General features: G+C 60.5%; 23 protein-coding genes and 1 tRNA gene. 10 read left to right on the forward strand and 14 right to left on the reverse strand.

Annotation, left to right across the window (positions count from 1 at the left end; translation table 11 throughout):
* Positions 1-35 precede the first annotated feature (35 nt).
* Positions 36-111 (forward strand) — tRNA-Val (locus ACB040_RS09585).
* 337 nt (positions 112-448) lie between these two features.
* On the opposite strand, the gene ACB040_RS09590 is transcribed toward ACB040_RS09585, so the two are convergent.
* A complete protein-coding gene (locus ACB040_RS09590) occupies positions 449-1,762 on the reverse strand; it encodes a sodium-dependent transporter (RefSeq protein ID WP_371154530.1) in 1,314 nt (437 codons plus the stop codon).
* A 430-nt stretch (positions 1,763-2,192) separates the two neighbouring features.
* Here ACB040_RS09590 and ACB040_RS09595 point away from each other — a divergent pair, with 430 nt between their 5' ends.
* Positions 2,193-2,912 carry a substrate-binding periplasmic protein gene (locus ACB040_RS09595; protein WP_371154532.1) on the forward strand — a complete coding sequence of 240 codons (720 nt, stop codon included), beginning with the start codon at positions 2,193-2,195 and terminating at the stop codon, positions 2,910-2,912.
* A gap of 3 nt (positions 2,913-2,915) precedes the next feature.
* On the opposite strand, the gene ACB040_RS09600 is transcribed toward ACB040_RS09595, so the two are convergent.
* The gene (locus tag ACB040_RS09600) at positions 2,916-4,229 is read right to left on the reverse strand and encodes a sodium-dependent transporter (protein ID WP_069554891.1); all 1,314 of its coding nucleotides are present in this window, start codon (positions 4,227-4,229) and stop codon (positions 2,916-2,918) included.
* 212 nt (positions 4,230-4,441) lie between these two features.
* Positions 4,442-5,281 (reverse strand): isopenicillin N synthase family oxygenase, encoded by an 840-nt coding sequence (locus ACB040_RS09605; protein ID WP_103250910.1) that lies wholly within the window; start codon positions 5,279-5,281, stop codon positions 4,442-4,444.
* 207 nt (positions 5,282-5,488) lie between these two features.
* Between ACB040_RS09605 and ACB040_RS09610 the strand changes: the two genes are divergently transcribed.
* Positions 5,489-6,052: a DUF2799 domain-containing protein gene (locus ACB040_RS09610; RefSeq protein WP_371154535.1), complete on the forward strand. Its 564-nt coding sequence runs from the start codon at positions 5,489-5,491 to the stop codon at positions 6,050-6,052.
* A 51-nt stretch (positions 6,053-6,103) separates the two neighbouring features.
* On the opposite strand, the gene ACB040_RS09615 is transcribed toward ACB040_RS09610, so the two are convergent.
* Positions 6,104-6,922, reverse strand: coding sequence for a Cof-type HAD-IIB family hydrolase (locus ACB040_RS09615; protein ID WP_160882250.1), 819 nt, complete (start codon positions 6,920-6,922; stop codon positions 6,104-6,106).
* A gap of 110 nt (positions 6,923-7,032) precedes the next feature.
* Positions 7,033-8,262, reverse strand: coding sequence for an MFS transporter (locus tag ACB040_RS09620; RefSeq protein ID WP_371154537.1), 1,230 nt, complete (start codon positions 8,260-8,262; stop codon positions 7,033-7,035).
* Between the two features lie 106 nt (positions 8,263-8,368).
* Here ACB040_RS09620 and ACB040_RS09625 point away from each other — a divergent pair, with 106 nt between their 5' ends.
* Positions 8,369-8,992, forward strand: a complete 624-nt coding sequence (locus tag ACB040_RS09625; protein WP_371154539.1) for a helix-turn-helix transcriptional regulator — start codon at positions 8,369-8,371, stop codon at positions 8,990-8,992.
* A gap of 311 nt (positions 8,993-9,303) precedes the next feature.
* Complete coding sequence (locus ACB040_RS09630) at positions 9,304-9,780, forward strand: Lrp/AsnC family transcriptional regulator (protein ID WP_005304871.1); 477 nt, start codon at positions 9,304-9,306, stop codon at positions 9,778-9,780.
* A 132-nt stretch (positions 9,781-9,912) separates the two neighbouring features.
* On the opposite strand, the gene ACB040_RS09635 is transcribed toward ACB040_RS09630, so the two are convergent.
* Positions 9,913-10,230 carry a hypothetical protein gene (locus ACB040_RS09635; protein ID WP_005343224.1) on the reverse strand — a complete coding sequence of 106 codons (318 nt, stop codon included), beginning with the start codon at positions 10,228-10,230 and terminating at the stop codon, positions 9,913-9,915.
* A 145-nt stretch (positions 10,231-10,375) separates the two neighbouring features.
* Positions 10,376-10,603, reverse strand: coding sequence for a hypothetical protein (locus ACB040_RS09640; RefSeq protein ID WP_005354741.1), 228 nt, complete (start codon positions 10,601-10,603; stop codon positions 10,376-10,378).
* Positions 10,604-10,809: 206 nt separating this feature from the next.
* On the opposite strand from ACB040_RS09640, the gene ACB040_RS09645 reads away from it, so the two are divergent.
* Complete coding sequence (locus ACB040_RS09645) at positions 10,810-11,265, forward strand: NUDIX hydrolase (RefSeq protein ID WP_371154542.1); 456 nt, start codon at positions 10,810-10,812, stop codon at positions 11,263-11,265.
* 73 nt (positions 11,266-11,338) lie between these two features.
* Positions 11,339-12,490 carry a chromate efflux transporter gene (gene chrA, locus ACB040_RS09650; protein ID WP_371154544.1) on the forward strand — a complete coding sequence of 384 codons (1,152 nt, stop codon included), beginning with the start codon at positions 11,339-11,341 and terminating at the stop codon, positions 12,488-12,490.
* Positions 12,491-12,563: 73 nt separating this feature from the next.
* Here the strand turns inward: chrA and msrB are convergent, their stop codons facing one another.
* The 4 genes from msrB to malQ form a co-directional block, all read right to left on the reverse strand.
* Positions 12,564-12,950, reverse strand: a complete 387-nt coding sequence (msrB, locus tag ACB040_RS09655) for a peptide-methionine (R)-S-oxide reductase MsrB (RefSeq protein WP_371154546.1) — start codon at positions 12,948-12,950, stop codon at positions 12,564-12,566.
* Positions 12,951-13,018: 68 nt separating this feature from the next.
* The gene (gene glgX, locus ACB040_RS09660; protein ID WP_371154548.1) at positions 13,019-15,175 is read right to left on the reverse strand and encodes a glycogen debranching protein GlgX; all 2,157 of its coding nucleotides are present in this window, start codon (positions 15,173-15,175) and stop codon (positions 13,019-13,021) included.
* A complete protein-coding gene (glgB, locus tag ACB040_RS09665) occupies positions 15,175-17,352 on the reverse strand; it encodes a 1,4-alpha-glucan branching protein GlgB (protein ID WP_371154550.1) in 2,178 nt (725 codons plus the stop codon). Before glgB ends, glgX begins: the two co-directional genes overlap by 1 nt.
* An 82-nt stretch (positions 17,353-17,434) precedes the next feature.
* Positions 17,435-19,624, reverse strand: coding sequence for a 4-alpha-glucanotransferase (gene malQ / locus ACB040_RS09670; protein WP_371154552.1), 2,190 nt, complete (start codon positions 19,622-19,624; stop codon positions 17,435-17,437).
* Between the two features lie 347 nt (positions 19,625-19,971).
* Between malQ and gap the strand changes: the two genes are divergently transcribed.
* Together gap and ACB040_RS09680 are read left to right on the forward strand one after the other, a co-directional pair.
* On the forward strand, positions 19,972-20,967 hold the full coding sequence (gene gap / locus ACB040_RS09675; protein WP_005335708.1) for a type I glyceraldehyde-3-phosphate dehydrogenase: 996 nt from the start codon (positions 19,972-19,974) through the stop codon (positions 20,965-20,967).
* 86 nt (positions 20,968-21,053) lie between these two features.
* Complete coding sequence (locus ACB040_RS09680) at positions 21,054-21,920, forward strand: D-hexose-6-phosphate mutarotase (RefSeq protein WP_371154554.1); 867 nt, start codon at positions 21,054-21,056, stop codon at positions 21,918-21,920.
* 70 nt (positions 21,921-21,990) lie between these two features.
* Here ACB040_RS09680 and nadA read toward each other — a convergent pair whose 3' ends face one another.
* Complete coding sequence (gene nadA / locus ACB040_RS09685; RefSeq protein ID WP_005335706.1) at positions 21,991-23,064, reverse strand: quinolinate synthase NadA; 1,074 nt, start codon at positions 23,062-23,064, stop codon at positions 21,991-21,993.
* A gap of 140 nt (positions 23,065-23,204) precedes the next feature.
* Here nadA and ACB040_RS09690 point away from each other — a divergent pair, with 140 nt between their 5' ends.
* Positions 23,205-25,310: a methyl-accepting chemotaxis protein gene (locus ACB040_RS09690; RefSeq protein ID WP_371154557.1), complete on the forward strand. Its 2,106-nt coding sequence runs from the start codon at positions 23,205-23,207 to the stop codon at positions 25,308-25,310.
* Between the two features lie 69 nt (positions 25,311-25,379).
* Here the strand turns inward: ACB040_RS09690 and ACB040_RS09695 are convergent, their stop codons facing one another.
* Both ACB040_RS09695 and ACB040_RS09700 read right to left on the reverse strand, forming a co-directional pair.
* Positions 25,380-25,835, reverse strand: a complete 456-nt coding sequence (locus ACB040_RS09695; protein WP_005354718.1) for an NfeD family protein — start codon at positions 25,833-25,835, stop codon at positions 25,380-25,382.
* Positions 25,832-26,755, reverse strand: coding sequence for an SPFH domain-containing protein (locus tag ACB040_RS09700; RefSeq protein WP_005335703.1), 924 nt, complete (start codon positions 26,753-26,755; stop codon positions 25,832-25,834). Before ACB040_RS09700 ends, ACB040_RS09695 begins: the two co-directional genes overlap by 4 nt.

Genomic DNA, 26,755 nt, shown 5'->3' on the forward strand with positions numbered 1-26,755 from the left:
ATCCAGCACGACCCACCATCATTTCAAGAATCCCAGGTCGTTTAGCTCAGCTGGGAGAGCACCTCCCTTACAAGGAGGGGGTCACTGGTTCGATCCCAGTAACGACCACCATATTCGCAAGTGAAGCTGAGATATCAGCTGCGGTTGCAGAGAAAGTCCCCACTCAGATGGGGCTTTTTTTTGCCTGAAATTCAGTACTCCAGCTTCTTCTGTTGCCGTTGTGGCGAGCCAAGCACCACCTCTTATTGTGCCATTCTGCCACTCTGCCACTCTGCCACTCTGCCACTCTGCCACTCTGTCATTTCGCACATCCTCTACTCTGCTTTGCCGAGATTGCCCGACTGCACTCTTGTCCATCGTGATGCTGCTCATATGAACGCCTGTAATAAAGTAAACGCCAGCAATAAAAAGGGCAGGCCAAGGCCTGCCCGCAAAGATGTGCAAGGTGTTACATGATCCCGCGGATCAGGATCCCGCTGATCAGTAGCGGCGCCACCACGCGCCAGCACCAGAGCAGCGCCAGACGCAGGGCGGGTGACAGGCCCGAAGGGAGAATGGCATCACCCAGGCGCCAGCCCAGCAGCAGGGTCAGTACCAGACCAAACAGCGGCATCATCAGGTTGGAGGTCAGATAGTCGAGCAACTCGAAGATGGTCTTGCCAAACAGGGTCAGAGCACTCCAGGGGCCGAACGACAGGCTCACCGGAATGCCGGAGGCCATGATGAGCAGGGTCAACACCCGGCAGGCGCCACGGCGCGACCAGCCCCACTCCTCGGTGGTGAAGCGCACCAGATGCTCCAGCATGGAGATGGAGGAGGAGAGCGCCGCCACCAGCAGCAACAGGAAGAAGACAACCCCGAGTCCCTGACCGAACGGCAGATGGCTGAACACGGCTGGCATGGTCATAAAGGTGAGCCCTGGCCCTGCGGTGGGATCGATGCCGGTGGAGGCCAGCGCCGGGAAGATCATCAAGCCCGCCAGCACCGAGATAAGGCTTGCCAGAGTGACCACCCAGACCCCGGAACGCAGCACCCCTTCGCTATTAGGCAGGTAGGCGCCATAGGTCGTGTGTACCCCGAGCCCGATTGAGAGGGAGAAGAAGGCCAGTCCCAACGCGTCCAGCACGCTCTGGCCGGTCAGCATGGAGAAGTCCGGCAGCAGCAGCTGGCGTACACCCGCCATGGAGCCCGGCATGGAGAGTCCGACCCCCACCAGCAGCAGCATCATGATGAAGAGCGCGGGCATCATCCAGCGCAGCGCCCGCTCAACCCCTTTCTGAATACCCCCCTGCACGAACCACCAGGTCAGGCCCGCGAAGATCAGATGGGTCAGCACCGGCCACCAGGGGTTGCTGACATAGCCGTTGAACAGGGCGGTGAGGGCGCTCCCCTCGCTCAGGTTGAGCTTGCCAGCCATCGCCAGCGCGGCGTAACCCACGGTCCAGCCACCGACCACGCTGTAGAAGCTGTAGATAAAGAAGCCGCAGGCGATCCCCATATACCCCATCCAGCGCCAGTTCGGCCCCACCAGTTTGCGAAAAGCGCCGAGCACCCCGCGCTGACTATGGCTGCCGAGCAGGGTTTCGCCGACCTGTACCGCTACCCCCAGGGTAAAGCTGAACAGCAGAAACACCAGCAGAAAGGCGCCACCGCCATTGGTGGCGGTCACATAGGGAAACTTCCAGATGGCACCAAGGCCAATCGCTGTGCCTGCTGCGGCCAGCACATGACCGAGACGGGAAGACCACTGAACCTGGCTCATACAACCTCCGGGTAACACGACATCGAAGCAATACTCCTGAGTAGCAATAAACGACAGACCATAAAAAAGGCCGCCTGAGGCGACCTTTGCAATGAACATTCAGAAAAACTGTGCGTGCAAGGTCACCTCTCTTGCGAGCTAAAAAATCGACCAAACAGCACGAGGATGGCAGACATGAGGTGACAACCTGACTAATGAATGAGGAAACAGCCTAAACCATGGAAAGAATAATTGACACATAAAATCAAAATTTTTTTGTGTGCCGCTGTCACCACTCTGACTATACGTACAACTCAATGGGGGAAAACCTCGCCGAGCCGTATCTTTTCTACCTTGTGGCTATTTACTGGGCGATAATCGACGTAGCTTCTTCTGGAACTAGTGACCGCGACATGGCGCTGACGGGAACAACGATGAGACAGGATGTCGTATGAGATGGATGGTGCTGCCCTGGTTATTGATCAGCCTGAGTGTGTCGGCGCAGCCCGGATTAACCCTGCTGAGTCACGACTTACCCCCCTTTACCGAATACCGCGACGGCAAGCTCGACGGATTCGCTATTCGTTTGATTGATGAGGTGCAGGAGGAGCTTGGCACCCGCTATCCGGTGCGGATTTACCCGCTCAAACGGGCGCTGGCGCTGGCACGGGTCGAGCCCGGCTATGGACTGTTCGTGGTACAGCGGCTCCCGGAGCGGGAGTCCCATTTCAAATGGGTTGGCCCGCTCTTTATCAATCGGGTCTTTATCTATCAGGCGCCGGATAGTCGCCACCCGCTGACCTCGCTGGCGCAGCTGCGGGAGCTGCCCAGAGTGGGGGTCGTGCTGGGTAACGCCGATGATGTGCGGCTGACCCATGAGGGCTACACCAATCTGGTGCGCTACAAGACGGTCGGGGAGGCGATAGAGCGGCTGATGCTGGGCAAGATCGATGCTTTGCCGATGGCGGAGCTGGTAATGGAGGCCACCCTCGACAAGATGGGGTTATCCCGGCGCAGCATCGTCAGCAGTGGTGTACTGCTCCATCAGGCCGGTCTCTATATCGTCTTCTCCAAGGGAACGGATGATGCCGAGATCACCCGCTGGCAGAATGCCCTGGATGCCGTCAGAGCCGCACAGGGGCGGGCCGATGAGTCCGCCCGCGAAGAGTAACCGTCACACCAGACCGCGAATCAAGATCCCGCCGATCAGCAAGGGGGCAATCCAGCGCCAGCAGTTCATCAGCAAGTGATGCCAGTGGCTGGCAATCCCTTGCGGCAACGCCTTGCGTCCCAGCTTCCAGCCCAGCAGCAGCGTCAGCATCAGGCCGAACAGCGGCATCATCAGGTTGGAGGTGACAAAGTCCAGCAACTCGAAAATGGTTTTGCCAAACAGGGTGGCGTGTTGCAGCGGGCCAAACGACAGGCTGACCGGAACACCGCTAACCATGACGAATCCAGTGATGGCGCTGCAGGCCGTGCGGCGTGACCAACCCCAGGTCTCGCACAGGAAGCACTGCAAATGCTCCAGCAGGGAGATGGCCGAGGAGAGCGCGGCAAAGACCAGCAGGGCGAAGAAGATCACCTCAAGCACCTGACCGAAGGGCAGCAGCTGAAATACCGCCGGCATGGTCATAAAGGTGAGACCGGGGCCGGAGGCCGGGTCGATACCGGTCGAGGCCAGCACCGGGAAAATCATCAGCCCCGCCAGTACCGCCACCATGCTGGCCAGCAGCACCACCCAGAGGCTGGAGCGACCAACCCCTTCGCTGGTCGGCAGATAGGCGCCGTAGGTGGTGTGAATGCCCAGACCGATGGAGAGGGAGAAGAAGGCCAGCCCCATGGCATCGAGCACGCCGGACATCCCCAGCTTGCTGAAGTCGGGCATCAGGAAGTGACGTACTCCCGCCATCGCATTGGGCAGGGTGAGGCCAAAGGCGACCAGCATCAGGATCATCAGGAACAGGGCCGGCATCATCCATCGCAAGGTGCGCTCCACCCCTTTCTGAATGCCTCCTTGCACCACCATCCAGGTGAGGGCGGCAAACAGCAGATGGGTGAGAATGGGCCAGACGTCGCCACTGACATAGTCATTGAAGCGGGCGGTGAGGGCTGCTGCATCACCATGGTTGAGATCGCCGGAGATGGCCATGCCGGTATAACCCAGGGTCCAGCCGCCCACTACGCTGTAGAAGCAGTAGATGAGCAGGGTAGAGATCACCCCCATTACCCCAACCCATCGCCACTGTTTGCCGAGCAGATCGGAGAAGGCTCCGACTACCCCGCGGCGACTCATGCTGCCGAGCAGGGTTTCCCCCATCAGTACCGCAACCCCCAGGGTGAAGCTGAACAGCAGAAAGACCAGCAGGAAGGCGCCGCCGCCGTTGACGGCGGTGACATAGGGGAATTTCCAGATTGCGCCGATACCGACCGCGGAACCCGCTGCGGCGAGGATGTAGCCGAGTCGGGATGACCATTGGGACTGCTTCATAAGAACTCCAATCGAGCGCCCCTTGGCAGGGGCAGAATGGCGCTCATGTTACGGAGGTCACGGCGCAATCACTACGACGGTTATCAGGTATAAATGCGATTTATTGGCACGATTGTCTAATTTAATTCTGTTTTTAGCCCAATCCTGCCACCAAATAAAAAACCGGAGCGAGATTGCTCCGGTTTGGTCTCTGACAATTGCTCGTCGGCGGACTAGATCACTCCCAGCTCCCGCAGCCGCTCCATCAGGTAGCTGTGGGCAGTATGGCGCTCGGAGAGCACCACATCCGGGCGCGGGTGGAGGAACAGCGGCAGGGAGATACGCGACTTGGCGGCACTGCCACCGGTCGGGTTGATGACGCGGTGAGTGGTGGAGGGGTAGTAGCCGCGAGAGGCCTCCTGCAACATGTCGCCGATGTTGATGATGAGGGTGCCAAAATCGCACGGCACGTCCATCCATTCGCCATCGGAGCCCTTCACCTGCAGGCCTGGTTCGTTGGCGGCAGGGAGAATGGTGAGCAGGTTGATATCTTCGTGGGCGGCGGCGCGGATAGCGCCCGGCTCCTCGGTACCATCGAACGGCGGATAGTGCAGCACCCGCAGCAGGGTCTTCTGGCTCTCTTCGATCATCGAGGAGAGGGGGCAGCTGTAGTGAGCGGCGATATCGGCCGGGGTGTACTGCTCCACCCAGCCCAGCAGCTCGGCGGCCAGACCGTTGGCCAGACGATAGTACTCCATCGCCTGCTCTTTCAGCTCTTGTGGCATCTGGCCCCAGGGGTAGATGTGGAAGTACTCCTTGATGTCTTTCTGGCTATGGCCCTTGGCCACCTCGGAGACCGACGGCGGGAAGTAGCCATCCTGGGTTTCGCGGTTGAACAGGAAATCCTGCTTCTGCTCGCTCATGAAGAAGCGATACCAGTTGTCGTAGATGGACTGCACCAGCTCTTTCGGGATGGGGTGGTTGGTCAGCACGCCAAAGCCGGTGGTTCGCAGGGATTCGGTGAAGCGTTGGGCCGCATCGGGTGAGCGGTAATCGACGGTCAGGACTTTCATTGTTTTTGTTGCGCGCCAGTTAAAAGATGGCGCAGTTTACCTTGCACCTGATAACAAGGAAAGCGGGTTGGCTGCCCCGTCTGGCGTGGTCGCGAATAGTGACAAAAATATCAAATAAACCGCACCAGACCGTGCGGGGGCGCATCCCTTGTTATGGCCTTTTATCCTCTCTAGAATGCCGCTCACTATCTTTTCCGGAGTCTGTTCATGTCCCCCAAAATCCTGTTGCTGACCCTGCCGGTATTGCTGGCGGGATGCAGTGCCCTGTCAGAAGATGAGTGCCGCACCATGAGTTGGTACAACCTGGGTTATCAGGATGGATCGGAAGGCAAAACCCGTCAGGCGACCCGCGATTACGTTTCGTCTTGCAGCGAATATGGCCTCAAAGTGGATGAGGCCGAGTGGAAACGGGGCTACGACAAGGGGTTGGAGCTCTACTGCATCCCCGAGCTGGCTTACAGCAAGGGCAAGGAGGGGCAGGCCTATCTGGGGGTATGCCCCAATGACGCCAGCTTCCTCAAGCAGTATCAGCGTGGCTACGAAGAGTACAAACTGGCTTCCCGCCTGCGGGAGATCAGTGACGAGCTGGAGCGCACCGAGCGGGATATCGATACGCTGGAGCGCAGCATTCGCAACGAAACCAACACGGAACAGCGAGACTACTACCGTGCCAAACGCGATCGGGCCATTCGCCACTACGAATCCCTGCGCCGGGAGTACAACCGTCTGCGCTATCCGGATCGGGTGATCCAGTTCTCCTTCGGCGGTTAATCCCTCTCTTCATGGCCAGCCCGCGTGCTGGCCATGTTGCATCTTGTCAGCTCAGGGCAGTACCCAGCGCTGTAGCGCCAGTGCGATGCCATCTTCGTTGTGGTCGGCCGTGACCCGATGGGCATGGCTCTGGATCTGCGGGGCCGCATTGCCCATGGCCACCGCCAGCCCCACCTGCTCGAACATGCTGATGTCGTTGTTGTTGTCCCCAAACGCCACCACCTGCTCCATCGCAATCCCTTCGCTGGCTGCCCACTGGGCCAGCCGGTTGCCCTTGCTGCAACCGGGCTGTACCAGCTCTACCGCATAGGGGGCCGCCCAGTCGCGGGTAAAGGGCATCTGCTCGACCACCTCGCCCATAAAGGTGTGCAGGCGTGCCGGATCCTGATTGAACAGCTCCAGTTTCCAGACCGGGTTGTCGAGCCAGCCTGCCAGCTCCTCGACCGGGTGGAGGGCGATCTTGAGGTGGTCCGGCTGATTGGCCGACCAGTGGCGGATGCGGGTGACATGCTCTTCGCAGCCGATGTAGCCGATCCCCTCGCTCAGGTGGAACAGGGCGCCCATCTGTTGTGCCTCCACCGCGGCCAGCAGCTCGGTAAGCGGGGCGGCCGCCAGCGGGTCGCCGCTGAGGATCCCGTTTTGCACCGGATCATAGAGATAGGCGCCGTTGCTGCAGATGAGGGGGGTATCGAGGGCCAGTTCGTGGTGGAAGGGGCGTGCCGTCATGTAGTGGCGCCCCGTGACCAGAAGCACCTTGATGCCGTGGGCGCGGGCCTGCGCCAGGGCTGCCCGGGTGGCCGACGAGATCTTGTGATCCCGGGTCAGCAGGGTGCCATCCATATCGAGCGCGATGGCCTTGTACTCACTCATAGCTCCTCCAGCATCGAACAAATCCGCAAAGAGCCTTACCGTCCCAGACCCGGCGCCCCGATGCAAGCCTTGCCCGCGGCCGAAGCACCGAACTGTGATCCCTTCGTGGCTCAGGTGCAGCTGGCCAGCTGTTGACGACGGTCGGCACGGCGGCGCAGCAGATAGAAACCGGCGGCACTGGCAAGGGAGCAGAGGGTGGCGAGATAGAAGGGCCACTCGGTACCGGCCAGCAGCACCAGACTGCCAAGCAGCACCGCCAGGATCTCGCTACCCACGGCGAGGGCGCGGTAGAGCCCCATCGCCTGCCCCTGTTGCTCCGGGTGACTGCGGTTGGAGATCGCCACCGAAGTGGCCAGCTCTCCCAGACTCATGCCGATGCCAGCGGGAACGAAGGTAAGCGCCAGTCCCCACCAGTGCACGGGCAGGATAAAGAGCAGCATGCCGCTCGCCATCACCAGATGGCCGGCAATGCCGAGGGAGCTGCCGCGCCAGTGACGGGCGATGCGGGAGCCGAGCCAGGAGCCCGCCATCATGGGCAGGCTCACCAGCACCGCCGCCTGCGCCAGCTGGGCCGGATCCCAGGCCAGCCTCTCCACCAGCCAGATATTGAAGTAGGTGAAATAGAGCTGCACGGCGCCATAGCTGATCAGGGTGAGCGCGAAGTAGGGCAGCAGGGCCGGTTGCAGCAACAGCTGGCGGCTGGAGAGGGTCGCTGCCTCCCGGGCGGCCGCCACCGGCGGACGATGGGGCACCAGCCAGAGCACCAGCAGCAGATTGAGCAGGGTCATCGCGACGGCCAGCCAGGCCGCCAGACTGTAATCCCCCGAGATCACCGCGGCGTAGCCCCCGATCACCGGTCCCACTACCCAGCCCAAATTCATGCCGATGTTGATCCAGGCGAAGCTGCGCGCCTTGTGCTCCTTGCCAGCGAGATCCGCCGCCATCGCCTGCACGATGGCGATGTTGCCGTTGCATAGCCCCTCCACAATCCGGCTAAGCAGCAACAGGGGGAGGGAGCGCCAGGCGATACCGAGTGCCATCAGGGCATAGCCTGCCAGTACCCCCGCCAGCGAGAGCAACAGCAGTGGCTTGCGGCCATAGCGGTCGGAGAGGCGACCGAGCCAGGGGCTGCCCACCAGCTGGAACAGCGGATAGAGCCCCATGATGACCCCCAGCCACACCTTGCGGCTCCAGTCGGAGGCTTCCGGCGTCAGCATGCCGTGGGCCGGATCCAGCAGCAAGGGTGCCAATACCGGGGAGGGGAGACTGAAGCCTGCAACTGCCAGCGTGACCGTCATGACCAGCACCCAGAGGGGATTTTTGTGCCCGTGTTTCTCCATGTTGCACCCATTAAGTAAAGTTATTTGTTTATTTATGCTGATTCATAGACGGGATTAAGTAAAGTGAATCGTTGATTTAATAAAGGGGGCTCCCCATAATGGGGTCATGAACGCAAGCACCGACAAGATCCTGTTTCTGCTCAAGAGCCATGGCCCGCAGAGCGCCGCCGCGCTGGGGGAGCAGTTGCAGATGACCTCCATGGGCGCCCGCCAGCACCTGCTCGCACTGGAGCAGGAGGGGTGGGTCACATTCAACGACGAGGCACGCGGGCGCGGTCGTCCCGTGCGGCTGTGGCAGCTCACCGAGCAGGCTTGGCAACGCTTCCCCGATAGCCATAGCGACCTGACCGTGCAGCTGATCGACAACGTGCGCGAGCTGTTTGGCGAAGAGGGGTTGGAGCGGCTTATCCTGCAGCGGGAGCAGCAGATGCTGGCTCGCTATCAGGAGGTGCTGGGGTCGCATGGCCTCTCTGGCCGGTTGGCGGCTCTCAAGGAGCTGCGCACTCGCGAGGGCTACATGGCGGAGATCCGTCGCGAGGAGGATGGCAGCTGGTTGCTGTGGGAGAGTCACTGCCCCATCTGTGCGGCGGCGCGTACTTGCCGAGGTTTCTGTCGCAGCGAGCTAGCGCTGTTTCGCCAGCTGCTGGCGCCGGCGACGGTGGAGCGGGAGCAATATCTGCTGGAGGGGGCGCATCGCTGCCTCTATCGCATCACGCCGCCCGCGCTCTGATTTCGTCAAACGCCCAAAAACAACAAAGCAGGCGCCGGGATGCCTGCTTTGTTGCCTTCGGGGAGGGGGTTCTCTCGTTCCAGCCCGTCGTTTCCCGATAAGGTAAGACGGCTGATGGGGCTCTTGACCCGGTAAGGTCCTTCACCGCAGAGACCCGGTCAGGTATCTGCTTTGCCACCGGAAGACGTAACCATAGTATCCCTCCCGTGCCGGTGAGTGGTTGCAAAGTAACCACTTATTTCGGTTGTTTTTGCAATAGTTCACCCTTAATCTAGGAAAAGTGGATTAGTCATTGCAACGAGGAAGGGTAAATGCTGAAACTTGATCGCATAGACAGACATATTCTCGAGCTGATGCAGGAGAATGGCCGCATCAGCAATCTGGAACTGGCCGAGCTGGTAGGGCTCTCGCCGTCCCCCTGCTCCCGCCGGGTCAAGGCGCTGGAGGATGCCGGTCTCATCGACACCCACGTTACTCTGCTCAACGCCCGCCAGCTTGGTCTCACTCTCACCGCCTACATTCACATCTCCATGGACAGACATACGCCCGAGCGGTTCGAAAACTTCGATCGCGCCATCAGCGAACTGCCCGAAGTGCTGGAGTGTGACCTTATCACCGGCAATGATGCCGACTACCAGCTCAAGGTGGTGGTGCGCGACATGGAGCATTACCAGCACTTCCTGCTGGACAAGCTGACCCATATCCCGGGGGTGACCGGGGTGCGCTCCAGCTTCGTGCTGCGCCGCATCAAGCACAAGACGGCGCTGCCGCTCAACCATCTGGGGTGAGCCCGCGCAAACCGCTCATATAAACAGAAAGAGGAGGCCAGTGGCCTCCTCTTTTGCTATTCGCTCTTGGTTATTCGGTCGTGGTTATTCGGTTCTGGATTAGCTGTCGCGGTGACGGGGCGACTGCTGTGGTCAGACGCTGACCTGGCTGATGTCTTCCACCTGCAGCAGCCAGCCGCTCTGCTCCTGCTGCGGTTCGCCGCTGACCCGCAGCCGCTCACCGGTCGGCACCCACTGCCCCTCGGGCAGGGAGACCAGCAGGCTCTCGCTGCCGTTGTCGAACAACCAGCGATCTTCGCCAAGCGATTCAATCAGATAACCTTCCATCTCCACTCTGGACTCGGCTTGCCAGGATGGCGCAACGGAATCACGGCTCTCGATGAAATCCCCCTGAACACCAAAACTGGCTAGCCCCCACAGAATGGAGAGCCCGACGATGGATGTTTGCATCTTGTCTCTCCTCTTTTGGAACTGTAGGGCCAGTATGGGAACAGAAAACTGAGCGCACCATGAACAAGGTGGCAAAGTGCTGGCGAGATCGCGAAAAAATCCGGCCAATTGGCCGGCAGTGTCATTTTATGGTGCCTGGATCACACTATTTGGCGGCTTCTTCTGCCATCCGTTCAGCTCTTGGCTTATTCGTCCACATGGCTACCCCGCGATGATCCCCACAGATCCCCTCTGCTACCACGGCGCGAACCCGGGTGCCATCTTTGCAAATGGCCTGCCAGGCGTCAGCATCATCGATGGCGAGCGAGTTGGGGGGCTGCGTGGTTTGGCAAGCCGTGAGCAGCAGGGCGCACAGGGGGAGCAATTTTTTCATGGCGGACTCCTCGGGGTGATGGGGGACTGAGAGGATTGGGATGACCTCTCGATCCGGGCTTCACTCCCCAGCATCAGTGATAACCGGTTCAGGGGCAAGGGGAGGTGCTACCGACAGGTGCAGGTGCCGTGCAGCCGGGGCTTGCTCTGTGCCCTCCTTGGGCCTAAGGTGGGGCCGTTTTACTGCCTTATTGAAGGAGCGTTTTCATGTCCACTCTCTATCCCCGCGTCGGGGTCGGCGTCATCTTGACCAACGCCCAAGGCCAGGTGCTGCTTGGCAAACGCAAAGGGAGCCATGCCCCCTACTGGTCGATCCCGGGTGGTCATCTGGAGTTGGGAGAGAGCTTCGAGTCGGCGGCGATCCGCGAGGTGGCCGAGGAGACCGGACTGGAGATCCAGGGGCCCGAGGTGGTAGCGGTGACCAACAATCTGGAGACATGGCGCGAGAGCGGGCTGCACTATATCTCGGTGACCCTGCACGCCCGGGCCGATGGTGAGCCGCAGCTGCTGGAGCCGGAGAAGTGCGAAGGCTGGGTCTGGTGCGATCCGCGCGCGTTGCCAGAGCCCCATTTCGACGCCAGCCGCCAATCCATCTCCTGCTGGCTGGCGGGACGCTGCTATCTGCCGGGTGATATGCCCATGGTGTCGGCCGAATCAGCCTGATTGTCATAAAACGATCATCGCGCTGTCATAATATCCCCTCTCCATCGGGAGAAGAGGGATGAGGGAGAAGAGCGTGGGACAGGTATTTATTCAGTTTTTATGGCTGGGATGCATCAGTTTTGGCGGCCCGGCCGCTCATATCGGCTATTTCCAGCGCACCTTCGTCCAGCGGCTCGGCTGGCTGACACAGGCCGAATTTGCCCGCTTGCTGGCGCTGTGCCAACTGCTGCCGGGGCCCGCCTCCAGCCAGCTTGGTTTCGCCATCGGTCGTCATCGCGCCGGTCTGGGCGGGGCGCTCTCTGCTTTTGTTGGCTTCACGCTGCCCTCATTTCTGCTGCTACTGGCGGCCGCGATCGGCATCGGCCAGCTGGGCAGCAATCTGTGGCTCGATGCGGCGTTGCACGGCCTCAAGCTGCTGGCGCTTATCGTGGTGGCCGATGCGGTGCTCACCATGAGTCGTCAGTTCTGTGCCACGGGAATGACCCAGGGGATTATGGTGGTGACCGCTGCTGCACTCTGGTGGCAGCCCGGTCTGCTGACTCAACTGTTGATGCTGGCGGGAGCTGCGTTTATCTGCGCCCGCAGCCAGCGTGGGGCGGGTAGTGTGCCAGCCTCCGCCGAGCTGCCTTCTGCCGCCAGCAGTCAGCCTCATTGGCCGACTCTGCTGCTGTTTGGCATCCTTTTTATCGGTCTGCCGCTGCTCGGCAGCCCGATTGGCCAGCTGGTTGCCGACTTCTATCGCGCCGGTAGTCTGGTGTTTGGCGGTGGCCATGTGGTGCTGCCGCTGCTGCAAGAGAGCGTGGGACACACTCTCAACGGGCAGCAGTTTCTGACCGGTTACAGCTTGGCCCAGTTGGTGCCGGGCCCCATGTTTACCCTTGCCACCTATCTTGGCGCCCAGCTGCAGCCCGAGATGCCGATGATCGGGGCCCTGTTGGCGACCCTGGCGCTCTTTGCACCCGGCTTTCTGCTGCTCTGGGCGGTGGGCCCCTGCTGGCAACAGTGGCTGGCCCAGCCCCGTCTGGCGGGGGCCGTCACCGGAATCAACGCCGCCGTGGTGGGCTTGTTGCTGGCGGCCCTCTATCAGCCGGTGTGGCAGAGCGCGGTGCTGGCGCCGACCGATCTGGCGCTGGCGGCCATCGGCTTTTATCTGCTGCGGGTGTTGAAGTTGCCGATACCGGCCATCGCGGCCCTGCTGGTGATTGCTGCTATCCTGCTGCCGTGAATGCGGTGGAATCCCGATAAAAAACGGCGCCTCCGTGATGGAGGCGCCGTTTTTATTGCAATGGGTAAGACGTTCAGGCCTCGGGATCGAAATCCAGACTCAGGCTGTTGACGCAGTAGCGCTGGCCTGTCTCGGTCGGTCCGTCGGGGAAGACGTGACCGAGGTGAGAGCCGCACTGGCGGCAGGTGATCTCCACTCGCTTCATGCCGTGGCTGTTGTCCTCGGTGTACTCCACCGTCCCCTCGATGGCCTTGTCGAACGAGGGCCAGCCGCAGCCGGAATCAAACTTGGCTCCTGAGTGAAACAACACGCTCTTGCAGCAGACACAGAGGTAGTCGCCGCTCTTGCGATTGTGGAGCAGGGCGCCGCTGTAGGGGCGCTCGGTGCCCTTCTCCCAGCAGACGTGAAACTGCTCGGGGGTCAGTTTGCTGCGCCACTGTTCCGGATTGTTACTGCTCATACCGACTCCTTGCCATCCATACCGGAGCCCAGCATAGCGGCTCCGTAAAGCTGACTCCAGCATGCCTCTTATGCTTTGCCTGTATCTGTGATCGAGGTGGCAACCATCTCTTCACCGGATGCAGGGAGAATTTCCTGCTGCGGTGGCTGGGCATCCTCCGCCGTGCTGGCCAGCGCCACCCGCTCCAGCAGTTTGAGGGAGTGGGCCCGGCCGACCGCCACCTGCCGTTTGATGTCATCGGGCAGGAAGGGGAGGCCATCGTTGGTGGCAGTGTCGATGGTCTGGATCCACTCCAGCCCTTCCCCCGGCGGCGGCAGGCGGAACTGGATATCGTAATCGCTGGCGTTGAACAGCACGTACCAGCGCTCGCCGACACAGTTGATCATGCCGATATCCATGGCGAACGCCTGCCCCATGGGAGCGTGCCAATCCTGATCGGTGAGCTGGTGGCCGTCCGGGTGATACCAGTTGACCTGATGGCAGCTGGACGGGGTGCCATTCCAGCTGTCGTCGCTCAGTTGCAGGTTGGAGAAGACGCTGGACTCCGCCCGCAGCGCCATCATCTGCTGGGTGAAGGCGAACAGCCGCTCATCCTCCGGTCGCCACTGCCAGTTGACCCAGCTGATCTGGTTGTCCTGACAGTAAGCGTTGTTGTTGCCAAGCTGGCTGCGGCCCATCTCGTCGCCGGCGAGGAAGTGGGGAGTGCCTTGGGAGAGCAGCAGAGTGGCAATCAGATTGCGCTTCTGCTGCTGGCGCAGGCTGTTGACCCGCGGATCCAGGGTCGGCCCCTCTACCCCGTGGTTATAGGAGAGGTTGTTGCCGTGACCATCGCGATTGTCTTCACCGTTGGCCTGATTGTGGCGCTGGTTGTAGGAGACCAGATCCTCCAGGGTGAAACCGTCGTGATAGCAGAGGTAGTTGACGCTGCTGTGAGGCGAGCGCCAGTTCTTCGGGAAGATATCCCGCGAGCCTACCAAGCGGGTGGCAAAGTCCCCCATCTTGCCCGCATCACCGCGCCAGAAGGCGCGCACCGTGTCGCGGTAGCGGTCATTGATCTCCTGCCACTGGCTCGGGAATTGACCCAGCCGGTAGCCGAAGGGACCGATGTCCCAGGGTTCTGCGATGAGCTTGACCTGTGACAGCACTGGGTCGGCCATCACGGCCTTGAAGAAGGCGCCCATGGGCTCGAACTCCCCCGCTTCCCGCGCCAGCGTCACCGCCAGATCGAAACGGAAGCCATCCACCTGCATCTCGGTGACCCAGTAGCGCAAGGCATCGAGCACCAGCCGCAGGGTGTTGGGATGATCCAGATTGACGCTGTTGCCACAGCCGGTCACGTTGGCGTGACGGGTGTAGTCCGGGCCGTGGGGGCCCGCTTCGAAGGCGTAGTAACCGGCGTTGTCAAAGCCCTTGAACGAGAGGGTGGGGCCGTCGAAGCCAGAGGCGGCAGTGTGGTTGTAGACCACATCCAGGATCACCTCGAGCCCGGCCCGGTGCAGCTCGCGCACCATGGTCTTGAACTCGGTCACCGCCTCGTCGGCCCTGGTGCTGTAGCGTGGCTCCGGGGCGAAGAAGGCGATGGGGTTGTAGCCCCAGTAGTTGGTCAGTCCCAGCTGCTCCAGTCGCGGTTCCGACATGAAGGCGGCCACCGGCATCAGCTGCACCGAGGTGATGCCGAGGCTCTTCATATGCTCGATAACCAGCGGGTGACAGATGCCAAGGTAGGTGCCCTGCAGCGCTTTGGGGATCCCCGGATGCTGCTTGGTAAAGCCCTTGACGTGTGTCTCGTAGATAATGGTGCGGGCCGGGCTGATCCCGGGTTTGCCAACCCCTTGCCAGTCAAAACTGTCATCCACTACCACCGACTTGGCAATCATCCCTGCACTGTCACCCTGATAGAGGGCTTCATCCCAGTAGGTGGGACGACTGAGCGCCTTGGCGTAGGGGTCAATCAGCAGTTTTTGCGGATCGAACAGCATCCCCTCCTGCGGGGTGCCATAGACCCGATAGCCGTAGCGCTGACCGGCCTTTACGCCGCGCACGTAGCCAAAGCGATACTGGCCACGGCGGCCGGGCAGCTCCAGCCGCATCAGCTCCTGCTCCTGCTCGTCGTACAGGCAGATCTGCACCTTGTCCGACTGGGGGGCCCAGACGCAGAAGTGGCAACCGTTCTCGTCAAGGCGGGCCCCCAGCGGGTGGCCTACCCCTTTTTCCATTACAAGCATCAAGACTCCTGTTTGATAAACAAGGTCGCCAGCGGCGGCAGATCCAGCACTATGCTGTGTGCCATCCCCTGCCAGGGGGTCGGCTCGGCAGCGAACACCAGACCTACATCATAGTTACTGCCCCAGTAATACTCGCTGTCGGTGTTGAGCACCACCCGATAGTGGCCCGCCGCAGGGACGCCGATCCGATATTCGATACGGGGCACCGGGGTGAAGTTGCAAGCCACCACAATAGCCTGCTTGCCCTCTTTGTCCGCCCGCAGCCAGGCAAAGATGCTGTTGTCGGCATCGTTGTGATCCAGCCAGCGGAAGCCGGTCTGCTCATAATCGGCCTGATACAAGGCAGGCTCATGACGGTAGAGGTGGTTGAGATCGTGGATCAGGCGCTGCTGACCGGCATGCTTGGGATATTGCAGCAGGTGCCACGGCAGCTGGGCGTCGTGGTTCCACTCGTTGCTCTGAGCGATTTCGGTGCCCATGAAGTTGAGCTTCTTGCCCGGGTGGGCGTACATGAAGCCCATGTAGGCGCGCAGGTTGGCGGCTTGCTGCCACTCGTCACCGGGCATCTTGTAGAGCATGGAGTGCTTGCCGTGCACCACCTCGTCGTGGGAGAGCGACAGGATGAAGTTCTCGTCATAGTGGTAAACCATGGAGAAGGTCATGTCGTTGTGGTGGTAGCGACGGTGGATCGGCTCTTTCTGCATATAGGTGAGGGTGTCGTGCATCCAGCCCATATTCCACTTGAAGCCAAAGCCGAGGCCGCCGAGGAAGGTGGGGCGGGAGACACCGGCAAATGCGGTGGACTCTTCGGCGATGGTCATGGCGTGGGGGTACTTGCCGTAGACCTCCTCGTTGGTCCACTTGAGCAGACTGATCGCCTCGTAGTTGTGGTTGCCGCCATCGACGTTCGGTACCCACTCACCGGCGTTGCGGGAGTAGTCCAGATAGAGCATGGAGGCGACCGCATCCACCCGCAGTCCGTCGATGTGGAACTTGTCGAGCCAGAACAGGGCGCTCGCCACCAGGAACTGGCGCACTGTGTCGCGGCCAAAGTCATAGATGTAGGAGTTCCAGTCCGGGTGCCAGCCACGGCGCGGATCCTCGTACTCGTAGAGCGGGGTGCCATCGAAGCGGGCCAGGCCGTGGGCATCGGACGGGAAGTGGGCGGGTACCCAGTCCAGAATGATGCCGATGCCGGCCTGGTGGCACTGGTCGACGAAGTATTTGAAATCATCAGCGGTGCCGTAGCGGCTGGTGGGGGAGAACATACCCACCGGCTGGTAGCCCCAGGAGCCGCTGAAGGGGTGCTCGGAGACCGGCAGCAGCTCGATGTGGGTGTACTCCATCTCCTTGATGTAGGCGACCAGCTCCACTGCCAGTTCGCGCCAGCTCAGGCTGTCGCCATTGGGGTGGCGCTTCCAGGAGCCGACGTGCAGCTCATAGATGGATAGGGGTTGCTCACGCTTGTCGTTGTGCTGGCTGGCAATCCACTCGGCATCCTGCCACTGGTACTGGGCGTGGTCATAGACCACGGAGGCGAACGACGGATACTGCTCACTGTAGAAACCTACAGGGTCGCTCTTGTGGGGCAGCCGGTTGCCCATGGGGTCCTTGAGCTCGAACTTGTAGCGATCCCCGGCCTTGAGGCCCGGCACAAACAGCACCCAGTGACCGCAGAGGCTGCGCTGCATCGGATGGCGGCGGCCATCCCAGAAGTTGAAATCGCCGATGAGGCTCACGGCGGTGGCGCTCGGTGCATAGACCGCAAAACGCACCCCTTCCACCTGCTGGCCAAGATGCTCCACGGTGCGCAGCTGGGCGCCAAGGGTGTGGTAGAGGTTTTCCGGCTGGGCAGTCAGTTCGGCCAGGCCTGCCCAGGCGGCATCCTGAAACTGATAGGGGTCGATAACCTCGGTAGTGGCATCTTGGTAGCTGGCGATCAGCTGATAGGGGAAGGAGTTTTTGCGGCGGGTGAAAACAGTTTCAAAAAGACCCGATTCATCGGTGGGCGCCAGGGTGGCAACGACTTTGCCCGACTTGAGATCCTTGACGCGGACTTCGAGGGCATCAGGCAACCAGGCGGTCAGTTTGAGGCCGGGCCCATCCGGATTGGCCTGCAGGCCTAAGTGAGAGAAGGGATCGGAACAGCGGGCAGCAACCAAACGTTCAACGAGCATCGAGATTTCCTTTCATGACAGAGCATCCACTCCGGCCGAAGCCGGAGTGGATTTAGGTGAGAGCGCTGTGGGAGACAGCGTCTCAACGACTGGCCTCATCACGGGCTTGGCTCATCTTGCCAGCCAGTGCCTTGAGTGCCTCATTGGCAAAAATATCTTCCAGATCAGCGGAGAGCTTGCGGCGCCAGTTGGGGTATTCGTAACTGGTGCCCGGTACGTTGACCGGCTTGTCCATCTCCAGCCAATCTTCCAGCTGGGTACTGAACAGGGCGCAGCTGCCGCGGGACATGTGGATCTGCAGACCGTGGTTGAGTTCGGTGTTCATGCCGACCCAGTTCACGTCATGACTGATGTTGTCAGAGATGACCTTGTGGGCATGCAAGCTGTCGAGGATCCGCTGTTTGGCCTGGTGACGATCAGCATACAGAGTCTTCAAAACATCTTCATCCGGATACAGACCCAGTTGACGGCCGAGCGCCAGATCATCGCAGTGCCAGAAGCCCTTGAGGGTCGGCATGTCGTGAGTGGTCAGGGCCGACATCGCCTGCTCGGTGTAGTGCGCCGGGGAGATAAAGCCGCCATCTTCCTTGGAGCGCTCGAAGAAGAACACCTTGTAGGAGTGAACGCCGTTCTCTTTCAGGGTCACGTCGATCCCCTCCGGCACGGTGCCCAGATCCTCGCCGATCAGCAGGCACTGATTGCGGTGGGATTCGAGGGCCAGAATGCCCAGCAGATCGTTGACCGGATAGTAGATGTAGGCGCCCTTGGCGGCGGACGCTCCGGGCGGTACCCACCACAGGCGCAGCAAGGCCATCACGTGGTCGATACGCAGTGCGCCACAGGAGCGCATGTTGGCACGGAACAAGTCCACCATCGGCTGATAGGCCGCTTCAAACAGCTTGTTCGGGTTCATCGGGGGCAGGCCCCAGTTCTGACCGAGCGGGCCGAGAATATCGGGCGGCGCACCGACCGAGGCTTTCGGACAGTAGAGATCCTGGTTGGCCCAGATCTCGGTGGAGCCTTCGGAGACGCCCACTGCCAGATCCCGGTAGATCCCCATCACCATGCCGGCAGCCTTGGCGCGTGCATCGGCTTGCGCCAGCTGCTCGTCGGCCAGGAACTGCAGATAGAGGTAGAAGTTGACATCTTGCGGGTGCGCGGCCATCCAGGCGGCAACGGCAGGATTGTGGTAATCGCGCAGCTCCTGCGGCCATACCGGCCAGCCCCAGGCATTTTCGCCTTTGGCATAGAAGTGGGCCTGCAGGGCATCAAATGCTGCCTGCTGTTGCAGGCTGTCGCCACCGGCGGCCACGAAGGCATCAAAGGCGGCCTGACGCTCGGCGCTCAGGGTGGCTTCGTCGAACACCTGACGCAGCATGCCGAGTTTGGTCTGGATCACGCCGGTGTAATCGACGTTCTCTTTGGCGCGCAGATCAGCCAGATGTTGCTGGAAGGCAGGACTTGCCACTTCCGCTTTCAGGCGATCGCTCTGCTGGAATTCGGGCACCGCTTCCACATTGATATAGGCCACGTTGAGCCAGCGACGGGAAGAGGGGCTGTAGGGACTGGCGCTCTCCGGATTGGCCGGATAGAGGGCGTGGATGGGGTTGAGGCCGACGAAGTGGGCACCCCAGGCGGCGGCTTTCTCGACCAGCTGGCCCAGATCGCTGAAATCACCGATACCCCAGTTGTGGCGGCTGCGCAGGCAGTAGAGCTGCACGCTCGGACCCCATACCTTGCGGCCATCGGCAATCGGCGCCTGCTTGTAGCAGGCCTTGGGGGCGACAATGAGGCGCATGGTGGCCAGCGGCTCGTCATTGCCCTCTTCCAGCAGCACCAACTGGTGGTAACCCAGCTCCGGGGCCATCTCCAGGGTGACGCGATAGGCCTGGCACTCCATCTCTTCAAATTCGGCCACGCCGACCAGCTCACCCTCGATGGGGGTGAATTGACCGGACAGCACTGCACCCTGCTCCTGCTGGAGCTGCCAGGTGAGGGCGTCGTTGACGAATTCGATGGGGAGGCGAACCTCAAGGGTAACGGTGTCGCCGGTGCGAACCACCATCACAGGAACCAGCGCCCGCAGCCAGTGCTGACGATGTTCCTCTTCCAGCTGCTGCACCAGTGCGGCCTCGTCATCGACGCGGTAGCCCATGGCGCCCAGCATGGCTGCCTTGCTCTCTTCTGATACCTGGGCCGGGTGGCCCCAGGCATCGACATACTCGCTGGCGATACCTTTTGCGGCAGCCAGCTGTTCAATCAGGGTGGTCATAGTTTGAGAATTCCCGCTGTGGATTCTATCTATACTATTTTGTTTGATTTTTATGGGGTGGTACTTGAACAGTGGCTCTTTGGCCATGCTAAACCGCGCACATTTTTACATATCTCTGTGAATGGTTGTGTGACCGAGTAGGCACTATTGTGGATATCTGCGCGATGCCACGATCTGGCACTTTTTTCGTCAAAACGTGGTAATCAGTTACATAAACAGAAAATTAATTTCACAGTTTTTCATGATATAGCGCAATTTCAGACAGAATGTTGGTTGACTCACCGGAGAGTTCTAGTAAATTTACAAGCGGAATTTTCTTTGACTACTGAACAGTTAGGTAACTAAATATGACTATCAAAGTAGGTATTAACGGTTTTGGCCGTATCGGTCGTTTCGTATTCCGTCTGGCTTGCGAGCGTGCAGACATCGAAGTTGTTGGTATCAACGACCTGATCGATGTTGACTACATGGCTTACATGCTGAAGTACGATTCAACTCACGGTCGTTTCAACGGTACCGTTGAAGTTAAAGACGGCAACTTGGTTGTAAACGGCAAAACCGTACGTGTTACCGCTGAGCGTGACCCGGCCAACCTGAAGTGGGGCGAAATCGGTGTTGACGTTGTTGCTGAAGCTACCGGTCTGTTCCTGACCGACGAGACTGCTCGTAAGCACATCGCTGCTGGTGCCAAGAAAGTTGTTCTGACTGGCCCGTCCAAAGACGCTACCCCGATGTTCGTAATGGGTGTTAACGACTCTACCTACGCTGGCCAGGACATCGTTTCCAACGCTTCCTGCACCACCAACTGCCTGGCACCGATCGCCAAGGTTCTGAACGATACCTTCGGTATCGAGTCTGGCCTGATGACCACCGTTCACGCTACCACTGCTACCCAGAAGACCGTTGATGGTCCGTCTGCCAAAGACTGGCGCGGTGGCCGCGGTGCGGCTCAGAACATCATCCCGTCCTCTACCGGTGCTGCCAAGGCTGTTGGCGTAGTTATTCCGGAACTGAAAGGCCTGCTGACCGGTATGGCTTTCCGTGTTCCGACTCCGGACGTGTCTGTTGTTGACCTGACCGTTAACCTGAAGAAAGCTGCCACCTACGCAGAAATCTGCGAAGCGATGAAAGCTGCTTCCGAAGGCGCGATGAAAGGCGTTCTGGGCTACACCGAAGACGAAGTTGTATCTACCGACTTCCTGGGTGAGCGTCAGACCTCCGTATTCGACGCCAAGGCTGGTATCCAGCTGAACGACAAATTCGTTAAAGTTGTATCCTGGTACGACAACGAAATGGGCTACTCCAGCAAAGTTCTGGACCTGATCGCTCACATCTCCAAGTAATTTGGGATGCGCAATCGCGTAGCTTGAAAAAGGCGGCCATTGGCCGCCTTTTTGTTTTTCGGTTTCCCCTGATGACAGGAGTCCACATGCAATCCATTCGCCCCCTGACAGCCAATTGCAAGCTTGCCAACAATGCCGCCGGTCTGCCGGTTCTCACCATCAACAACGACTATGCCAAGGCAGAAATCAGCCTGTTTGGCGCCCATGTGCTGAGCTATCAGCGTCATGGCGAGCCAGCCTCCATCTGGCTGAGCGACAAGGCGGTGCTGGATGGCAGCAAGCCTGTTCGCGGTGGTATCCCGATCTGCTGGCCCTGGTTTGGTCCGGCGCCCGCCCGCGTCGGTAGCGGCAAGCCCTCCCACGGTTTTGCCCGTACCACCCTCTGGATGCTGGACGGGGTCTCCGATCACGCTGACGGCACGCTTGTTCATCTCTCCCTGCGCGACAGCGATGCGACCCGCGCCCTGTGGGATCACCCCTTCGAGCTGGAACTGGACGTGCTGGTGGGCAAAGAGCTTTCGCTGGTGCTGACCACTCGCAACACCGGTAGCCAGCCGCTGACTTATAGCGGTGCGCTGCACACCTATTTGCAGATCAGCGCACCGGAGGCGGTAAGCATCACCGGCCTGGGTGAGCCCTATGCCGACAAGCTGACCGGACAGGATGCCAAGCAGCAGGGGGCATTGACCCTGAGCGGGCCGCTGGATCGGGTCTACTGGCAGCCAGAGGCGCTGGTGAGCGTGCAGGATGGTGAGCGCGAGACCCGGGTTGTCAGTGGCAACCACGACAGTGTGGTGGTCTGGACCCCCTGGCTGGAAGGGGCCACCGCCATGGCCGACATGAGCGACGATGGCTATCGCACCATGCTCTGCGTCGAAGCAGCCATCGCTGGCGAGGCGGGGGTGACCGTTGCGCCGGATGAAGAGCACAGTCTCTCCACCGTAATCATCTGAGCAGGATGAGGCTCAGATAAATAAAGAGGGCTCCCGCGGGAGCCCTCTTTGCATCTCGTGACGGCGACAATCAGGCGTTGCCCTGAGTCTTGAGCTTGAGTTCGGCGGCGAAATTGAGCATCCGATCGAGGGGGATCAAGGCTTTGACCCGCAGATCTTCGTCGACATGGATCTCGTGGCGCTCGGCACCGTCGGTGAGCGCTTCCTTGATCGCCACCAGACCGTTCATCGCCATCCAGGGGCAGTGGGCGCAGCTACGGCAGGTGGCGCCATCGCCACCGGTCGGAGCTTCCACCATCTCTTTCTCCGGACAAGCCTGCTGCATCTTGTAGAAGATGCCCCGATCGGTTGCCACGATCAGCTTCTGCTGGGGCAGCTCTTTGGCCGCCTTGATCAGCTGGCTGGTGGAGCCCACCGCATCGGCTAGCTCGATCACCGAGGCGGGGGATTCCGGATGAACCAGCACGGCGGCGTCCGGATTCTGCTCTTTCAGTTCGCGCAGGGCGCGGGCCTTGAACTCGTCGTGGACGATGCAGTGGCCCTGCCAGCGCAGCATCTGCGCCCCGGTCTTCTTCTCGATGTAGGCACCCAGATGGCGATCCGGGCCCCAGATGATCTTGTGACCCAGACTGTCGAGGTGTTCGACGATTTCCAGTGCGATGCTGGAGGTCACCACCCAGTCAGCCCGTGCTTTAACGGCGGCCGAGGTATTGGCATAGACCACTACGGTATGGTCGGGATTGGCATCGCAGAAGGCGGAGAACTGCTCGATAGGACAGCCCAGATCGAGGGAGCATTCGGCCTCCAGAGTCGGCATCAGCACCCGCTTGTGGGGGCTCAGGATCTTGGAGGTTTCCCCCATGAAACGTACCCCGGCGACGATCAGGGTCTGCGCCTCATGATCGCGGCCAAAGCGGGCCATCTCCAGCGAGTCACCGACGAAACCGCCGGTGGCTTCGGCCAGCGCCTGGATCTCGGGATCCGTGTAGTAGTGGGCAACCAGTACCGCCTTGCGCTCCTTGAGCAGCGCCTTGATTTCTGTGGTCAAGGTCGTTCTCTGCTCGGCACTCAGGGGAAGAGGTTTGGCCGGAAAGGGGTAGTCCATTGCGACTACCGGCGGGACACTGCTCAGTGCATTGCTCATTGCGACTGTTCCATCAACGCTCGGGAAGGCAAAAATTATAACCAGAAGCCTGCCACAAACCCATCAACAAATCGGGTGAAGCGCAAGTGGGCGAATATACTCAAGTAATTCGTTGTTATTCTGCCATAAGGAGTTGTCGCATGAAGCAACGTTCCCTCAAGTTCAAGTTGTTGTGCCTTACCATGGGGCTGTTTCTGCTGACCGGGCTGGCCATGACCCTGTTACAATCGGCCTCTTTCAGCTCCCTTCGCAACATGGTGATGACCCAGACCAGCGATGCATTGGAAGAGGAGGTCTCCCGCAGCCTGCAGTATCAGGCAGAGCGCTATGCCATCCAGATTGCCTCGCTGATGCAGAACTCCTATCAGATCCCCCTGACCGTGACCGCCCAGATTGAAGCCGGGATGGCCAAACCGGAACTGCGCTTGTCGCGGCCCCAAGTGGAGTCTCTGCTCGGCAGCAGCCTGCAGCAGGCGAGCGGGATCAGCTCCATTTATGCCCAGTTTGAACCGGATGGCTATGATGGCGAGGATGGCAACTGGCTGGGCGGAGCCAGCCACTCGGTGGCAGGCAAGGGGAGTCTGGAGGTCTATTTCACCAAGGATCAGGGAGGAGCCGTCGCCCAGCAAGCGGTGGACGCTGCTGCCAGCGAGGCCAAGTTTGATACCTCCCTCAACGAGTTCGGCATTCGCAACAGCGAGTGGTATCTCTGTGGTCGCGATACCCGCCAGCCCTGCCTGATGGAGCCCTACCTCTACGAAATCAGCCCGGGCAACAAGATGCTGATGACCAGTTTGACGGTACCCGTGCTGCGTGACGGCAAGTTTGTCGGGCTGGCCGGGGTGGATATGAACCTGCCCATCTTCCAGCAACTGGCTGAAAACCTTGGCAAGAGCCTCTATGACAACAAGGCGGATGTGACTCTGGTCAGCAAGATGGGGCTGATTGTGGGCAGCAACCGCTATGCCGACAAGCTGGGCCGTCCACTCAAGGAGGTGGGCCTGACCCTGCCTGACGGTCGGCCGGTCAGCAGCGACAGTGACTTCATTCTTCATCAGCCCATCCGGGTCGAGGCAGCCAATATCCAGTGGTGGTTGATGATCAAGGTGCCCAAGGCGCTGGCGCTGAGCAAGGCGCACGCCATCAGCAATGAACTGGGCACCCTGCTGGTGGATGCCCAGCGGCAGCAGATCATCGCCATGGGCGGGATTACCCTGTTGGTGCTGGGCTTGCTGGTCTGGTTTATCCAGACCATTACTGCGCCACTTTCTCTTATCAGCCGCCATGTGGGCCATCTCTCCAGCAACGAGGGGGATCTGACCCAGCAGATGGAGATCGACACCCATCGGGAGCTGATCGATCTGGGGGCCCAGCTCAATGCCTTCCTCGGCAAGCTGCGGGGCATGGTGCAAATGAGCAAGGGGATTGGTCAGCAGGTCTACCAGCAGGCGCGGGAGATGAAACATACCGCCGACACCATGCGCAACAGTCTGGACGAGCAGAATCTGGAGCTGGAGAGCGTGGTGAGCGCCATGCACCAGATGAGCACCACGGCAGTCAGCGTGGCGGGTTATGCCGAGCAGGCGGCGCAGGAGTCGGAAGCGGCGACCCACCACATCAATACCGCCCAGCAGACCCTCAGCAATGCCCGCAACGAGATCCATACTCTGGTCGGCGATATGCATGAGGCGGACAAGGCGGTGGCGCTGGTGGCCCAGCGCAGCACCAATATCAGCCGGATCCTCGATGTGATCCGCGCTATTGCCGAGCAGACCAACTTGCTGGCCCTCAACGCCGCCATCGAAGCGGCGCGGGCGGGTGACATGGGCCGCGGCTTTGCGGTGGTGGCGGACGAGGTGCGGGCGCTGGCCAACAAGACTCGTGAATCGACCGACGAGATCGGCCAGCTGATTGGTAGCCTGCAGACCGAGGTGAGCAGCAGCCAACGTCTGATGAATACCGGCATCGAGCGCTCCACCACCACGGTGCAGGGCACCGAGCAGGCGTTCGAGGCACTCAATCGGGTGGTGGCCCAGATCCAGCAGATCCACGACCACATCAGTCAGGTGGCTACCGCCGCCGAGCAGCAGAGCGCCGTCAGTGACGATATCAACAAGAATTTGATGCGGATTGGTGATACCGCCAACGTGATTGGGCAGGAGGCCACCTCCAGCCATCAACTGAGCGAGGCGCTGGAGCAAGCGGCCACGGCGCTGGCCAGTCAGCTCGATCGGCTGCGTACCTGAGTGGCTGCCAGAGAGACAAAAGCCCGCGAGCGATCGCGGGCTTTTTTATCACTCGATGGCAGAGTTGCGTCAGTTGCGGGGTTCAACCAGCAGGATGTGGGAGTCGGCCCCCACTACCCTGACCTTGCTGCCCGCAGGCAGCGACTCGTCGCAGCGCACCGTCCAGACCGTATCGTCCAGATGTACCCGGCTGGTGCCCTGGGCGACATCATCCAGCAGGGTCAGCTCGCGGCCCATATAGCTCTGCATCCGCTCGTTGATGGTGCTGGCGGCATCCTGCCCCGAGTTGTCACGCTGGTGTTGCCAGCGCCACCAGGCCCAGGTGGTGAGCAGGGATTGCACCGCAAACAGCAGCAACTGCGCCTGCCAGCCAAAGGGCCAGATCAGCAGCAGCAGGCCCACTTCCAGCGCGGCGATGCCGGTCCAGAGCAAAAAGCCCACCGAGCCGAGCACCTCGATGGCCAGCAGAATGAAGCCGAGCCCCAGCCAGTGCCAGTGGGTCAGCCCCTCTAACAGGGCAGTCATGACTTGCTGCCCTTGCCATCTTTGTTGAACAGCTCGGCCATGCCAGCCACCGAGCCAATCAGGCTGCCCGCTTCCAGCGGCATCATGATGATCTTGCTGTTGGGGCCTTCACCGATGCGGGCCAGTGCTTCGGTATATTTCTGGGCCACGAAGTAGTTGATGGCCTGCAGGTCTCCTTCCGCAATTGCCTGGGAAACCATGTGGGTCGCCTTGGCTTCCGCCTCGGCAGCCCGCTCCCGCGCTTCGGCGGCGAGGAAGGCGGCCTGACGCTCACCCTCGGCTTTGAGGATCTGGGACTGCTTTTCGCCTTCCGCTTTCAGGATCTTGGACTGGCGCACCCCTTCGGCCTCCAGTACCTCGGCCCGTTTCTGGCGCTCGGCCTTCATCTGGGCGTTCATCGCCTCGACCAGTGCCAGCGGCGGGCGCACATCTTTAATCTCGATGCGGGTCACCTTGATGCCCCAGGGGGCGGTGGCGGCATCCATGGTGCGCAACAGCTTCTCGTTGATGGTGTCGCGCTGGGAGAGCATCTCGTCCAGCTCCATGGCGCCGAGCACGGTGCGCATATTGGTCATGGTGAGATTGCGGATGGCGCTGGTGAGATCGTTGACCTCATAACCCGCTTTGCGGGCATCCACCACCTGCACAAAGCTGATGGCGTCGATGGTGACGTTGGCGTTATCGCGGGAGATCACCTCTTGTGCCGGGATATCCAGCACCTGCTCCATCATGATGATCTTGTGGCCGACCCGATCCACGTAGGGGATCAACAGGTTGAGGCCCGGGGTCAGGGTGCGGGTGTAGCGGCCGAAGCGCTCCACCGTCCAGTTGTAGCCCTGGGGCACTATCTTGATGCCCGCACTCAGGGTGGCGAGCACCAGGAACACGAAAATCCCTAGCACAATCAATGATTCATTCAT

Origin of the sequence: Aeromonas sp. S11(2024) (assembly GCF_041402345.1) — a bacterium.
Classification (GTDB): domain Bacteria; phylum Pseudomonadota; class Gammaproteobacteria; order Enterobacterales; family Aeromonadaceae; genus Aeromonas; species Aeromonas veronii.

Excerpts from the sequence above, each read along its gene's own strand:
- ACB040_RS09590 (WP_371154530.1), bottom strand. The coding sequence starts at position 1,762 with ATGAGCCAGGTTCAGTGGTCTTCCCGTCTCGGTCATGTGCTGGCCGCA.
- ACB040_RS09595 (WP_371154532.1), top strand. The coding sequence starts at position 2,193 with ATGAGATGGATGGTGCTGCCCTGGTTATTGATCAGCCTGAGTGTGTCG.
- ACB040_RS09600 (WP_069554891.1), bottom strand. The coding sequence starts at position 4,229 with ATGAAGCAGTCCCAATGGTCATCCCGACTCGGCTACATCCTCGCCGCA.
- ACB040_RS09605 (WP_103250910.1), bottom strand. The coding sequence starts at position 5,281 with ATGAAAGTCCTGACCGTCGATTACCGCTCACCCGATGCGGCCCAACGC.
- ACB040_RS09610 (WP_371154535.1), top strand. The coding sequence starts at position 5,489 with ATGTCCCCCAAAATCCTGTTGCTGACCCTGCCGGTATTGCTGGCGGGA.
- ACB040_RS09615 (WP_160882250.1), bottom strand. The coding sequence starts at position 6,922 with ATGAGTGAGTACAAGGCCATCGCGCTCGATATGGATGGCACCCTGCTG.
- ACB040_RS09620 (WP_371154537.1), bottom strand. The coding sequence starts at position 8,262 with ATGGAGAAACACGGGCACAAAAATCCCCTCTGGGTGCTGGTCATGACG.
- ACB040_RS09625 (WP_371154539.1), top strand. The coding sequence starts at position 8,369 with ATGAACGCAAGCACCGACAAGATCCTGTTTCTGCTCAAGAGCCATGGC.
- ACB040_RS09630 (WP_005304871.1), top strand. The coding sequence starts at position 9,304 with ATGCTGAAACTTGATCGCATAGACAGACATATTCTCGAGCTGATGCAG.
- ACB040_RS09635 (WP_005343224.1), bottom strand. The coding sequence starts at position 10,230 with ATGCAAACATCCATCGTCGGGCTCTCCATTCTGTGGGGGCTAGCCAGT.
- ACB040_RS09640 (WP_005354741.1), bottom strand. The coding sequence starts at position 10,603 with ATGAAAAAATTGCTCCCCCTGTGCGCCCTGCTGCTCACGGCTTGCCAA.
- ACB040_RS09645 (WP_371154542.1), top strand. The coding sequence starts at position 10,810 with ATGTCCACTCTCTATCCCCGCGTCGGGGTCGGCGTCATCTTGACCAAC.
- msrB (WP_371154546.1), bottom strand. The coding sequence starts at position 12,950 with ATGAGCAGTAACAATCCGGAACAGTGGCGCAGCAAACTGACCCCCGAG.
- glgX (WP_371154548.1), bottom strand. The coding sequence starts at position 15,175 with ATGCTTGTAATGGAAAAAGGGGTAGGCCACCCGCTGGGGGCCCGCCTT.
- glgB (WP_371154550.1), bottom strand. The coding sequence starts at position 17,352 with ATGCTCGTTGAACGTTTGGTTGCTGCCCGCTGTTCCGATCCCTTCTCT.
- malQ (WP_371154552.1), bottom strand. The coding sequence starts at position 19,624 with ATGACCACCCTGATTGAACAGCTGGCTGCCGCAAAAGGTATCGCCAGC.
- gap (WP_005335708.1), top strand. The coding sequence starts at position 19,972 with ATGACTATCAAAGTAGGTATTAACGGTTTTGGCCGTATCGGTCGTTTC.
- ACB040_RS09680 (WP_371154554.1), top strand. The coding sequence starts at position 21,054 with ATGCAATCCATTCGCCCCCTGACAGCCAATTGCAAGCTTGCCAACAAT.
- nadA (WP_005335706.1), bottom strand. The coding sequence starts at position 23,064 with ATGAGCAATGCACTGAGCAGTGTCCCGCCGGTAGTCGCAATGGACTAC.
- ACB040_RS09690 (WP_371154557.1), top strand. The coding sequence starts at position 23,205 with ATGAAGCAACGTTCCCTCAAGTTCAAGTTGTTGTGCCTTACCATGGGG.
- ACB040_RS09695 (WP_005354718.1), bottom strand. The coding sequence starts at position 25,835 with ATGACTGCCCTGTTAGAGGGGCTGACCCACTGGCACTGGCTGGGGCTC.
- ACB040_RS09700 (WP_005335703.1), bottom strand. The coding sequence starts at position 26,755 with ATGAATGAATCATTGATTGTGCTAGGGATTTTCGTGTTCCTGGTGCTC.